The organism is Saccharothrix sp. HUAS TT1, from assembly GCF_040744945.1.
In the GTDB taxonomy this organism is placed as follows: domain Bacteria; phylum Actinomycetota; class Actinomycetes; order Mycobacteriales; family Pseudonocardiaceae; genus Actinosynnema.
In genome coordinates this window covers 3,508,500-3,520,941 of record NZ_CP160453.1, presented here as the reverse complement: position 1 = coordinate 3,520,941, position 12,442 = coordinate 3,508,500, and the positions used below count along the sequence as shown (strand labels likewise).

The following is a 12,442-nucleotide window of genomic DNA, read 5'->3' as shown; positions in this document are numbered from 1 at the left end:
TCCTGAACCTCGACGCGCGGTCCCGTACCGGGTCGAGGTCGTCACTACAGCGGGAGGAGGAGGCGGCCGCCCAGCAGGAGGGTCCCGACCGTCACCGCGGCGAACAGCAGCACCCACACCAGACCGGGGACGCGGGTGATCCGGGCCAGCTGGTCCGCGTCGGACTGGCGGGCCTGGCCGCGCATCCGCCTGCGCTGCAGCTCACCGACCGGCCGCACGCCGCCGAGCAGCAGGAACCACGTCACGAACAGCGCGAACGCGGCCTGCCACTCCGCCGTGGCGTACCACGACACGGCGAACATCACCGCCCCGGTCAGCACCACCGACAGCACGCCGAACGCGTTGCGGATCATGACCAGCACGCCGACCAGCAGCCCCACCGTCGCCCACAGCAGGGGTCGCACGTGCCCGGCGGTCACCAGCGCCGCCGCGCCCAGCCCGAGCAGGGACGGCGTGACGTAGCCGGCGAAGTACATGAGCACCACGGCGACCCCGGTCGGCCGCCCGCGCGACACGGTGACCCCGGACGTGTCCGAGTTCAGCTTGATGCCCTCCAGCCGGCGACCGGTGAGCAGCGCGACGAGGGCGTGCCCGGCCTCGTGCGCGATGGTGATGACGTGCCTGCTGTAGCGCCACACACCGGGGCCGGCCACCACGACCAGCGCCAGCACGGCGGGAGCCCACTTGCTGAATGTCGACATCGTGGTCCCCAGGATGCCAGGTTCACCGGTTCGGGCTTGACCTGGAGTGCGCTCCAGCACCCAGGGTGAACGACCATGCAACGACAGCGCATCGGTTCACTCGACGTCAGCGCCCTGGCCCTGGGCGCCATGCCGTTCGGCAAGGTGGTGGACGAACGGACCTCGTTCGCGATCATGGACCGCTTCGTCGAGGCGGGCGGCACGTTCGTGGACACGTCGAACAACTACATGTTCTGGGACGGCGGCACCGGCGACGAGAGCGAGGAGGCGGTCGGTCGCTGGTTGGCCGCGCGGGGCAACCGGGACGAGCTCGTGATCGCCACCAAGGTGGGCGCCCGCCCGTTGACGCCGGGCACCGGGCTGGAGAACGCCGAGGGCCTGTCCGCCGAGACGATCCGCGGCGCGGCCCGGGACAGCCTGCGGCGGTTGGGCACCGACCGCATCGACCTGTACTACAGCCACGTCGAGGACCGCAGCGTCACGCTGGAGGACACGCTGGGCGGGTTCGCGTCCCTGGTGGACACCGGGGTCGTGCGGGAGATCGCGGCCAGCAACCACGCCACGTGGCGGCTGGAGCGGGCGCGGGCGGTGTCGCGGGCCAACGGGTGGCCGCTCTACGCGGCGGTGCAGCAGCGGTACAGCTACCTCCAGCCGCGCCCCGGCGCGAAGCTGCCGGAGAGCGGTCACGTGCACATGACCGGGGAGTTGTTCGACTACGCGGCGGCCGAGGGCGACGTGGCGCTGGTGGCGTACTCGTCGCTGCTGTCCGGCCAGTACCGGGACAAGCCGCTGGGCGAGCACTACGACCACCCGGGCACCACGCGGCGGCTGGCGGTGCTGCGCGACGTCGCGGCCGAGCTGGGCGCCACGGTGAACCAGGTCGTGCTGGCGTGGCTGCTGCGCCGGGGGATCATCCCGCTGGTCGGCGCCACCTCGGTGGCCCAGCTGGAGGAGACGCTGGGCGCGCTGGAGCTCAAGCTGGACGACGACCAGGCCGAGCGGATGGACTCGGCGGCCTGAGAACACCCCCGAACGCCGAAGCGGCGCGTGGTCCGGAGTGGACCGCGCGCCGCTTCCCTGCCTTCGTCATCGCGAGAAGCGCGACTTGTGCTGCTCGGCGATGGCCGGGTCGATCGGCTGGACCGGCCGCGCGCTGACGGTCGGTTCCGCCGACCCCACCCGCTCGTCGCGGTGCGCGCCGTGCGACTCGTCGTGCCGGGAGTCGACGCGCTGGGTGGGCATCTCGTGGGTCGCCGGGTCGGTCTCCGGGGTGCGCTGGAACCGGCCCCGGTCGTGCCGCGGGTCCACGACGTTCTCCCCGTGCGGGCCCGTGACCGGCTCCTCGAACCGGTCGTCGACCGGCTCGTCGGTCACGATCCTGCGCCGGGCCGGCAGCACCGCGATCAGCAGGCCGACAGCGGCGAGGCCGAGGTGCAGCCAGTTGTCGTTGACGTTCAGCGCCAGCGGGTTGCCGAGGTTCTGGACGGGGTTGGTGGCGAAGACGCCGGCCAGCGCCAGCCCCCACAGCAGCACCGCGCCGTAACCGATGAACAGCAGCCAGCCGTACAGCCGGGCCAGGCCCGACGTGCTCGCCATCAGCAGGCCGAGCACACCGAACGCCAGGTGGATCACGTTGTGCAGCGGGTTCACCGCGAACCCGAGCAGCATCGCGTGGTGGTCGCCCGCGAAGTCGCCGAAACCGGTGCGCACGAAGCCCAGCACACCCAACGCGAGGAACACCAGGCCGACCAGGCCTGCCAGCACCTGGGCAGGCTGGAGACCCGCGACCTTGACGCGACCGACGGTCGAGTGGTGGGTCATCTCGCCCTCCAACTACGAGCTTGCGAGCCCGTCACGGGCTCCGGACGCCCACCGACTACCCGTACCGCCGAGCGGGCAAACGGCGCCCTCCGAGCCGGCGCCCGAGCCTGGGCCGAATGGCGGCGGGGGACGGGCGCACGAACCCGTCCCCCCATTCCCGACAGGAGTCGCACACCCCGCCGTGCCGGGGTTCCCCCCGGTCCCGGTCCACCCCGTGAAGACCGGGACGCCACATCGCGCGAAATGCGCGCCGATCACCGCAGCCAATAAGGCAATACGATTTTCGAATAATTACCGGGCGGCTCGTCCGATTTGCCGTCCCGGCAGGTCAGGAGAGCTGGCCCCGGTCTCCGGACGCACGCGTCGCGGAACCGTTCCACTCGGTCTCCCTGCTGTTCACGAAGTTCCCCTTTGTGGTCGTCCGACACCACTGCGGTGTTGGTACGACTATCACCCGGAAGACACCTCGCAGTCAAAGCGATTATGCCTGATGCGAATTGCTGCCATCGGCCTTCCAGACCATCGAGTACCGCCAGTAGAGGTGCCGGCGGAACCGCGCGCCGGGCAGCACCGCGTCCGCCTCGGCCTTGATCTCGCGGACCGACAGCGTCCAGTCCGCCACCGGCGCGTCGCTGCGCGGGTCGTCCCGGACCAGCCGCACGGCGAAGTCCAGCGGCGTCGACGCCAGCGCCACCGCCCAGTCCCACGCGCTCTCCTCGCGGGCCAGCCCGAGCACCGCCAGCACCCCGCCGGGCCGCACCAGCGACCGGAACCGCTCCAGCGCGGGCCGCAGCGGCAGGTGGTGCAGCGCGGCGACGCAGGAGACGAAGTCGTACGGCCCGCCGACGTCGTCCACCAGCACGTCGCCGCGCTTGAACGCGACACCGGGGACCGACGCCTCGACGTGCTTGTCCACCGCCGTCACCGCGAGACCCCGCGCGGCCAGCTCCCCCGCGAACCCGCCGCGCCCGCAACCGACGTCCAACGCCGTCCGCGCGCCCGCCGGCACCTGGTCGAGCAGGAACCGGTGGTGGTGGGCGTTGTGGTCGAAGTGCTTCACACCCCTACCGACGCGTCGGCGGCCGGCGGGTTGCCCGGTCGCGCCAAGATCACTTGACTTCGAGTTAAGTCGAACTCCTAGCTTGGCGGTCACCTACCACCGAGGGGGACAACGCGATGCACGCCATCCGCCAGCACGAGTTCGGCCCGGCCGAGACCCTGCGCTTCGAGCACGTCCCCGACCCGGAGCCGGGCGCCGGCCAGGTGCGGATCGCGGTGGCCGCGGCGGGCGTCCACCTGCTCGACACGTCCATCCGCCGGGGCGAGCACGGCGGGCCGTTCCCGCTGCCCGAGCTGCCCATGACGCCGGGCCGCGAGGTGGCGGGCGTCGTCACGGCGCTCGGCGACGGGGTGGGGGCGCACTGGTCGGGCAAGCGCGTCACCGCCCACCTGGGACAGGCCAGTGGCGGCTACGCCGAACTCGCGGTGGCCGCCGCCGACTCGCTGCACGAGTTGCCCGACCACGTGTCCTTCGACGCCGCGGTCGCCATGATCGGCACCGGGCGCACCGCCGTCGGCGTGCTGCGCATCGCCGCGATCACCGCCGACGACGTGGTCCTGGTGACGTCGGCCGCGGGCGGGCTGGGCGCGTTGTTCGTGCAGGAGGCCAAGGCGCTCGGGGCCCGGGTGGTCGGCGCGGCGAGCACCGCCAAGCTGGACCTGGTCCGCGAACTGGGCGCGGACGTGGTGGCCGACTACACCCGACCCGGCTGGACCGAGGGGATCGGCCGGGTCACGGTGGTGCTGGACGGCGTCGGCGGCGAGCCCGGCCGGGCCGCGCTGGAGCTGCTGGCCGTCGGCGGCCGGATCGTGCTGTACGGCTGGGCGTCGGGCGAGGCCACCCGCATCGACACCGCCGACCTGTACCGCCTCGGCATCGCGGCGACGGTCGCGGTCGGGCCGCGGATGGTGCGGGGCACGTCCCTGCGCGGGCTGGAGGAACAGTCGCTGCGCGCCCTCGCCGACGGCCGCCTCATCCCGTTGACCACGACGTTCCAGCTCAGCGAGGCCGCCAAGGCGCACACCGCGCTGGAGGGCCGCGCCACCGTGGGCAAGGTCGTGCTCAGGCCGTGACGCGGAGGAGCCCCCGTGCGCGGTGATCACGCACGGGGGCATCTCCCCCTCCGGCAGGCCCTACACGGGCACGGTCACGATCCGCTCGTCATCGAAGTTGCGCACCTCGATGGCGGCGACGTCCTCCGGCGCGATGAGCGCCGAGCCGTCGAGGTTGGTGCCGTCCTCCTCCCCGACCGCCGACACCAGCCAGCTGCCCGCCTCCTGCCTGCTGCCGTCCTTGGCGACGACGAACAGCCGGCACTTCTCGTCCCGCGCGACGCCCGCCACGGACGCGTTCACCCGCACCCAGCCGGCGGCCGGCCTGACCTGCACGGTCATCCGCGCGCCGGTCACCGGGTCGGTGGCCGACCCGACCCTGGTCCCGGACGGCGGCGCGGTCGCGGTCGCCGTCGGCAGGGCGCCGACGTCCTCGGGCGCGGTGCCGCGGCCGACCGCGAAACCGCCACCCAGCACGATCGCGGCCACCGCCGCCGCGGCCAGCCCCAGCCCGACCCGGCGGCGGCGCACCTGCCCGCCGCGCTCGGACCGCACCTGCCGCAGCGTCCGCTGCAGCAGCAGGTCGCCGCCCTCGGGCGGCCCGTCCAGCAACACCTCGGGCGGCACGTCGCCCATGGCCTCCTCCATCGCGCGCAGGTCGGCCAGCTCCGCGTCGCACCGCGGGCAGGACGCCAGGTGGTCCGCCACCGCACGGGCCTCCCGCTCGTCGAGCGCGCCCAGCACGTACGCGCCGAGCAGCTGTGGATCGTGGTTCGCAGTCATCCGGCCACCCCCTTCAGCGCGACCTGCTGCCCGACGAACGTCTCCCGCAACGCCCGCAGCGCGTAGTGCGACCTCGACTTCACCGTTCCGGGCGGCACTCCCAACGCCTGGGCGGCCTCGGTCACGCTCCGACCGCGGAAGTAGATCTCCATCAGCACGTCCCGGTGGTCCGACGACAACCGGTCCAGCGCTTCGAGCACCACCACCGAGTCGACCACGGAGTCCGCGTGGTCGCGCTGCACCGGCGGCGCCACCGGCGTCTCGGCGACCTCCTGCGGCCGGGCGGCCTTCGCCCTGATCCGGTCGGTGACGAGGTTGCGCGCCACCGTGAGCAGCCAACCGCGAACCGACCCCTTGCCGTTCACCAGGGCGTCCGGGTGCCGCCACGCGCGCACGAGCGTTTCCTGGACGACGTCCTCGGCCGCCGCCCGGTCCCCGGTCAGCCGCGTCGCGTAGGCGAGCAGCGCCCGACCGTGCTCCTCGTAGAGGGATCGGATCAGTGCCTCGTCGGCCGCGGCCTCCCGTTTCCGGGACCACAGAGCCGCCATCCACCCACTCCTCTCGTCAACTCCCACCACGGACACGGACGGCGGGCCGATCCGGTTCACCGCGGGCGGGGACGGGTTCCGCCGGCGGCCCGACCGGATCAGGAGGAGCAGGTCCGACCGGTGTTCAGGCAGGCCGTGACGCGGTCCATCAGCGGCTCCGGCATGGCGTTGACGAACATCGCGTGGTCGGTGCGGGGGTCGTGCCGCTGCTCGGGGAAGCTGTCGATGGCGTACGGGCGGCCGTCGGGCACGTCGTAGGCGACCCGCACGCTCAGCCTCGGCACCGGGAACGTCCCCGGTCGGCACACGCCGTTGGCGGTCGGGAACTCGGCGTGCGCCCGGTGGCTCGGGCTGTCGGTGTTGCGGCCGTCCCAGCAGCTCGGGAAGTCGAACGTGCGCAGCACCAGGCGGCCCGGCCCGCACTCCGGGTAGCGGTCGGTGTGCCGGTCCTCGAACCCGGTGCAGCTCCACCGCACCCGGCCGCGACCGCTGGTCAGCGCCGCCGGGTCGCCGGTGATCATGCGCAGGAACCGCGGCAGCGGCACGACCCGGCTGACCGGGCTGCCGGTGAACGTGATCTCCACCCGGGCGGGCGGCAGCACCTCGCCGGTGTTGCCGTGCTCGCCGCCGCCGGGCGCGTGCCGGTCGTGCCCGGTCCGGTCGGTCAGCCGCAGCACCGGCCAGTAGTAGGTGGACCGGTCGTCCGCCGGGCACGTCGTCGCGGCGGCGGCCAGCGACTCGTCGGTGGAACTCGCGTTCGTGCTCAGGTTGCCGACGTACTCGTGGGTGTGGTGCGCGCCGAACGGCTGACCGGGCGCGCTCACCATGTTGTCGGCGTTGAGGTGGCGCTCCTCGTTGCGCCCGCAGTCGACCCGGAACACGCCGGTCGACGCGTCCGGGGTGGTGGCCACCGACTCGACCGCCACCGGCACGTCGTCGATCGCGACCGTGCGGCCGTCCGCGCAGCCCGCGGCCAGCACGAGCACCAGCAGCAGTGGCGACCACCTCACAGCGCACAGCTTATTCAGGCTCCGGCGGTCGGGGTCGAGCCCGCCGCCCGGCTGAGACGGCAACCGTGCGAACGCGCGACCGGACCGGCTCCGAGTGGGCGATTCGGGGTGGCCGGGTGGCCGAACCCGGCGCGGCGACCAGCACTCGGCCGTCGACCGTCACCACGGCGACGGCGGCCGGCTCGTCCGGGTCGACCACCACCGCACCGGCGAGCGCGGTCCCGCCGAGCCGGGAGGCGACCCGACCACCCGCCACGTGCCGCCGCCCGCGCGCGTCGGTCACGACGAGCCGGCACCGCTCGCCCGCCGCGGTTGCCGGCCACCAAGGCGCGCAGCCGCACCCAGCCGCCGGCGGGCGTGACCTCGGCGGTCAGCCGCGGCTGCCGGCACCCGCGTGCCCGGCGCGCTGAGCCGGCCGAGGTGGACGCCGCCGGCCGGCACCGCGGCGGCGAGCACGAGGCCCGCCACCGCGGCGGCAGCGGCGCGACGCCCCCGGTCCAGCGCCTTCTCGGCGCGGACCCGATCCAGCGCGCGTTCGAGGATCGGACATCTTCGCTCGTTCAGCCGGTGCTCGGACGTGCTCCGAGCGGCGACGGGTTGCGGCGGTTGGCGTGCATCGGCGGGTGCTCTTCCCCTTCGCTGGTCGACCTGGCACCCCATGACACGGACCGGCGCGGCAACCGGTTCACCGCGGCGGGCGATCAGTTCAGCTGCACCCTCAGGACGCGGGTGCTGGAGTTGTTCGGCGTGCTGTCGCCGTCGCCGTTGCTGGTGGTCAGCCACAGGCTGCCGTCCGGCGCGGGCTCGACCGTGCGCAGCCGGCCGTACGTGCCCTGGAAGTGGGTCGTCTCCGAGCCGACCGACGTGCCGCTGATCTGCAGCCGGTAGAGCCGGGACCCGCGCAGCGCGGCGACGTACAGGGCGTCGTTGACGATGGCGATGCCGCTCGGCGAGGCGTTGGCGGTGCTCCACGTCCGCTTCGGCGCGACGTAGCCGGAGCAGTTGCCGGACGTGCCCTCGCACGCGGGCCAGCCGTAGTTGCCGCCGCGCTGGGACAGGTTCAGCTCGTCCATCACCGTGTTGCCCAGCTCGGCCTGCCACAGCCTGCCCTGGCCGTCGAACGCCAGGCCCTGCACGTTGCGGTGCCCGTAGGTCCACACGTACCGGGCGTTGCCGCCGTTGCCGTAGAACGGGTTGTCGGTCGGCGCGGAGCCGTCGGCGTTGAGCCGCAGCACCTTGCCGCCCAGGTTGCCCAGGTCCTGCGCCCAGTTGGCGTTCTGCCCGTCGCCGGTGCCCGCGTACAGCTTGCCGTCCGGCCCGAACCGCAGCCGGCCGCCGTTGTGGTAGCGGTTGCGCGGGATGCCGGTGAGCAGCACCTGCGCCGAACTGGGCGCCAGGGCGTTGTTCTGCACCTTGATCCGCACGATGCGGTTGTCGCTCGCGGTCGAGTGGTAGACGTACAGGTAGTTGTCGGACGCGAAGGTCGGCGACACCTCCACGCCGAGCAGGCCGCCCTCCGCGCCGGTGCCCGACACGTTCGGCACCACGCCCAGGCTGGTCTTCACCCCGGACGGCGACAGCTTGACGATGTCGAACGCGTCGCGTCGCGCGTACACGCCGGAGCCGTCGGGCAGGAAGTCCAGGCCCCACGGCACGTCGGTGTCGGTGGTCAGCTGCGTCACCGCGCCGACCTGGTCGCCGCCCGACGACGTGGTGGCGGTGACCCCGGTGCTCTGGTCGGAGACGTTGCCCACCGCGTCGAACGCCCGCACGGTGAACAGGTACGAGGTGTTCGGCCGCCGGCCGCCGATCACCGCCGACGTGCCGGTGGCGTCACCGGCCTTCGCGCCGCCCGCCAGGACCTCGTAGCGCGTCACGCCGACGTTGTCGGTGGACGCGTTCCACGCCAGCGACACCGAGTTCGCCGTGACGCCCGTGACCCGCAGGCCCATCGGCGGCGTCGGCCGCTCCGCGTCCGCCTGCGCGGGCGGTGTGCTGACCTCGGCGTTGTCGCTCGCCTGCGAGATGTTGCCGGCGGCGTCCTTGGCGTTGACGTAGAAGGCGTAGGAGCCGTTCGGGTTCAGCCCGGTGACCGTGGTGGACGTGCCGGTGACGGCCTTGACGAACTGGCCGCGCTGGTAGACCTCGTAGGACGTGACGCCGACGTCGTCGGTGGCCGGGTCCCAGGCCAGGTCGACCGAGGTGGGCGTGACGTTGGCCGAGCGCAGGCCGGTCGGCGGCGACGGCGGCGAGGTGTCCGCCCGCCCGGTCTCGCCGAACACCTGGAACTCCTGCAGCGAGTAGCTGTTGTAGGGCGCGGTGCGGCACCGGGCGACGCCGTGCATCCGGACGTACCGACCGGTTCTGCTCACCGCCAGGTCCTCGACGCCGCCCGCGCCGTTGGCGGTCGAGTGGACGGCGGTCCACGTGCTCGCATCAGTGGACGTCTCGACGCGGTACGCGCGGGCGCAGGACAGGTCCCACTGGAGCCGGACCCTGGTGATCGTCGCGGTGGCGCCGAGGTCGACCTGGATCCACGACGGGTCGATGCCGCCCTGGCTGGCCCAGCGGGTGGCGGAGTTGCCGTCCACGGCCATGGCCGGCGCGAGGCCGGAGCTGCCGGAGGACGAGGCGGTGGCCGGTTTTCCCCGGGACAGCAGGACGGGCGCCGCGTGCGCGGGCCCGGCCGACACCAGACCGGACGCCACCAAGGCGAGCGCGGCGAGCAGGGTCGGCCGAGCACGCCGGACAGGGGGTGCCACAGGAGCCTCCACAGTCGTTGACGACTCCCCCGAAGGCCGGGGGAACTGGTGTGGCGGCGGGAGCGGACGTCAGCGCGATCGGGGGTCGGGTTTGCGCAACTGTTGACCCCCAAGCCGGTCGCGTGTAGTGATTCGTCCTGGTGCCCCAAAGGTAAGGGCTTTCCCCGACAGCGTCCAGTGGTGAGGGGAGCGCACCCTGTTCACCGAGCTGCGCCTCGACGGCGTGCGCCGCGCCTTCGGCGACCACGTCGCGCTGGCGGGCGTCGACCTGACCATCGCCGGCGGCGAGTTCGTCGTGCTGCTCGGCCCGTCCGGCTGCGGCAAGTCGACGGCGCTGCGCTGCCTGGCCGGTGTGCTGCCGTTGAGCGGCGGGCGGATCCTGCTGGACGGCGAGCGGATCGACCACCTGTCACCGGCGGAACGCGGGTTCGGCCTGGTGTCGCAGGACCACGCCCTGCCCCCGCACCTGTCCGTGCGGCAGCACATCGCGCCCGGCCCCCTCGGCGACGCCGACCGGGTGCTGCGCCTGGTGCGGCTGACCGACCACGCGGACAAGCTCCCCGCCCAGCTGTCCGACGGCCAGCGCCAGCGGACCGCGATCGCCCATGCCCTCACCCCGCGCCCACCGCTCGTGCTGCTGGACGAGCCACTGTCCGACCTGGACACCCCGCTGCGGTTGGAACTGCGCGCGGAGGTCCGTCACCTGCACCGGTCCCTCGGCCTGACCACCGTCTACGTCACCCACGACCAGGAGGAGGCCCTGGCGCTGGCCGACCGGCTCGTGGTCCTGCGCGACGGCGAGGTGGAGCAGGTCGGCGCCCCGGAGGAGGTCTACGCGCGCCCGCGCAACCACCACGTCGCCGCCTTCATGGGCTACCGCAACCTGCTGCCCGCCCGCGTGACCGCGACCGACGGCGACCACGCGACCGTGTCCCTGGGCGGCGTGCCGCTGACCGGAGTGACCCGCGACGACCTGACCTCCGGCGACGCCGTGGTGGCGATCCGGCCGGAGGACTTCAGCGTGGCCCTCCGGCAGACCGACAACGTCCTGGAGGCCGTGGTGGAAGCGGTCGAGTACCACGGCCGCGAGCACGCGGTGGCCGCCCGGCTGCCCGACGGCCGACCGCTGCACGTGCGCACCGCCGGCAGGCCCTCGCCGGGCGACGCGGTCCGCCTGCGCGTGCCGGTCGACCGGGCGCTGGTCTTCGCCCCCTAGGCCCGGTCACACCACCAGCAACCCCCAGTGCACCGCCCACGGGACGAACAACACCCCGCCGCCGACCACGACCCCGACCCGAACCCGTTGCGCCACCGTCAACTCATCCCTGACCCGCCACCCCCGGACGGCCGTCACCACGAGCGCGGCCACCGCGCCCACCGCCACCACCTGGAGCGCCAGCCACGGCAACGGCCGCCCCAACACCACCACGCCGAGGCTCTTGGCCCCGGTCGACGCGAGGTGCCCCAAGTACCCGAACAGCCCCAGGACCCCCACCGACCCGGCCCCGACGAGCCACCGCACCGGCCGACGGACAACAGACCGACGACCAGCCACGCTCACCCCGAACCCGAACGCCACCGACAACAGCGAAACCGCCGCCACCTGCACCCAGGGCGTCCCGACCTCCACCGGCGCACTCCGCCGCTCCTGCTCCCCCACCGGCCCGACCTCGACCACCGGCGCCCCCGCAGCCAGCCCCTCGACCCAACCGACCACCTGCTCCACGTACTCGGGCGAAACCTCCTCCCCCTTCCGGAACCCGTCCACCGAAACCCGCATCGTGTGATCCGCCCCGGCGACGGCCCGCAGCGCGTAGTTCCGGTTGCCACCCCGGTCCAACGCACCCCGGAACACCTCCACGCTCTCGGCGCCGGGGACCACCCGGTCGAGCGCACCCCACAACCCGAGCACCGGCTGCCGAACCCGCTCCAGCACCGCCGCCACGTCGAACCCGGCCTCCGGGAACAACCCCGCCCCGACCAGCAGCCCCAACGTGGTCCGCGTGGCCGTCCCGACCAACGACCCCGTCACCCCCGCCGCGCCGAACCGGTTGGCCAGGTTCCACGACTGCTGCCGCTCCGGCGGCACCCCGGCGGCCCCGACCGTCACCAGGAACGCCACGTCGGCCGACGCGGACGCCGCCAGCGGCGCCACCCAGCCGCCTTCGCTGACCCCCCACAACCCGCTGCGCGCCGGGTCCACGCCCGGACGCCCCCGCAACGCGCGCAACCCGGCCAGCGCGTCCTCCGCCAACAACCCGAAGTCCACATCCGACTTCGACCTCTTCGGCCGCTTGTCGTAGACCAGCGTCACGATCCCGGCCCGCGCGAACGCCTCCGCCTCCGCCCGGTACCCCTCCCGCGACACCCGCCCGGACCCGTGCACCATCACCATCGCCGGCCACCGGGCGCCGGGATCGCCCACCGGCGCCAGCACCGTGCCGCGCAGGAGGAGATCACCACTCGAAAAGGTGATTTCCTCCGCCACCAACGACACCGGCGACGCCACGGCCACCGGCCCGGACAACCCGGCGGCCACCACCACGACCAGGACTTCCAAGGCACGCCGAAGAGGCGAGTTGCGTTCGGGGAGCACAGGTGCTCTCCTTCCCGTGGGATTCGTGCGTACGAGGAACACGCCGTTCAGGCGTGGTGCCGCGACTCCCGCCTTCCCGGGCCGTCGAGTGCCAGCTCGGCGGCCCGGG

General features: G+C 73.5%; 12 protein-coding genes. 3 read left to right on the top strand and 9 right to left on the bottom strand.

The window, feature by feature from the left end; translation table 11 throughout:
* Positions 1-44 precede the first annotated feature (44 nt).
* The gene (locus AB0F89_RS17275) at positions 45-701 is read right to left on the bottom strand and encodes a M50 family metallopeptidase (RefSeq protein ID WP_367137382.1); all 657 of its coding nucleotides are present in this window, start codon (positions 699-701) and stop codon (positions 45-47) included.
* A 75-nt stretch (positions 702-776) separates the two neighbouring features.
* Here AB0F89_RS17275 and AB0F89_RS17270 point away from each other — a divergent pair, with 75 nt between their 5' ends.
* The gene (locus AB0F89_RS17270) at positions 777-1,721 is read left to right on the top strand and encodes an aldo/keto reductase (protein WP_367137380.1); all 945 of its coding nucleotides are present in this window, start codon (positions 777-779) and stop codon (positions 1,719-1,721) included.
* A 66-nt stretch (positions 1,722-1,787) separates the two neighbouring features.
* Here AB0F89_RS17270 and AB0F89_RS17265 read toward each other — a convergent pair whose 3' ends face one another.
* Together AB0F89_RS17265 and AB0F89_RS17260 are read right to left on the bottom strand one after the other, a co-directional pair.
* Entirely contained in the window at positions 1,788-2,522 is a 735-nt protein-coding gene (locus AB0F89_RS17265) for a DUF4383 domain-containing protein (protein WP_367137378.1), read from the bottom strand.
* 481 nt (positions 2,523-3,003) lie between these two features.
* A complete protein-coding gene (locus AB0F89_RS17260; protein ID WP_367137376.1) occupies positions 3,004-3,582 on the bottom strand; it encodes a class I SAM-dependent methyltransferase in 579 nt (192 codons plus the stop codon).
* A gap of 116 nt (positions 3,583-3,698) precedes the next feature.
* Between AB0F89_RS17260 and AB0F89_RS17255 the strand changes: the two genes are divergently transcribed.
* Complete coding sequence (locus AB0F89_RS17255) at positions 3,699-4,655, top strand: zinc-binding dehydrogenase (protein ID WP_367137374.1); 957 nt, start codon at positions 3,699-3,701, stop codon at positions 4,653-4,655.
* A gap of 60 nt (positions 4,656-4,715) precedes the next feature.
* On the opposite strand, the gene AB0F89_RS17250 is transcribed toward AB0F89_RS17255, so the two are convergent.
* From AB0F89_RS17250 to AB0F89_RS17230, 5 genes are all read right to left on the bottom strand, one after another.
* On the bottom strand, positions 4,716-5,417 hold the full coding sequence (locus AB0F89_RS17250) for an anti-sigma factor (RefSeq protein WP_367137372.1): 702 nt from the start codon (positions 5,415-5,417) through the stop codon (positions 4,716-4,718).
* Positions 5,414-5,965, bottom strand: coding sequence for a sigma-70 family RNA polymerase sigma factor (locus tag AB0F89_RS17245; protein ID WP_367137370.1), 552 nt, complete (start codon positions 5,963-5,965; stop codon positions 5,414-5,416). Before AB0F89_RS17245 ends, AB0F89_RS17250 begins: the two co-directional genes overlap by 4 nt.
* 98 nt (positions 5,966-6,063) lie before the next feature.
* Positions 6,064-6,975, bottom strand: a complete 912-nt coding sequence (locus AB0F89_RS17240) for a DUF1996 domain-containing protein (RefSeq protein ID WP_367137368.1) — start codon at positions 6,973-6,975, stop codon at positions 6,064-6,066.
* A 10-nt stretch (positions 6,976-6,985) separates the two neighbouring features.
* Entirely contained in the window at positions 6,986-7,258 is a 273-nt protein-coding gene (locus tag AB0F89_RS17235; RefSeq protein WP_367137366.1) for a hypothetical protein, read from the bottom strand.
* A 418-nt stretch (positions 7,259-7,676) separates the two neighbouring features.
* On the bottom strand, positions 7,677-9,737 hold the full coding sequence (locus AB0F89_RS17230) for a PQQ-dependent sugar dehydrogenase (RefSeq protein ID WP_367137364.1): 2,061 nt from the start codon (positions 9,735-9,737) through the stop codon (positions 7,677-7,679).
* Positions 9,738-9,960: 223 nt separating this feature from the next.
* Between AB0F89_RS17230 and AB0F89_RS17225 the strand changes: the two genes are divergently transcribed.
* Positions 9,961-10,953, top strand: a complete 993-nt coding sequence (locus AB0F89_RS17225) for an ABC transporter ATP-binding protein (RefSeq protein ID WP_367137362.1) — start codon at positions 9,961-9,963, stop codon at positions 10,951-10,953.
* 6 nt (positions 10,954-10,959) lie between these two features.
* Here the strand turns inward: AB0F89_RS17225 and AB0F89_RS17220 are convergent, their stop codons facing one another.
* Positions 10,960-12,333, bottom strand: coding sequence for an alpha/beta hydrolase family protein (locus AB0F89_RS17220; protein WP_367137360.1), 1,374 nt, complete (start codon positions 12,331-12,333; stop codon positions 10,960-10,962).
* Positions 12,334-12,442: the final 109 nt, after the last annotated feature.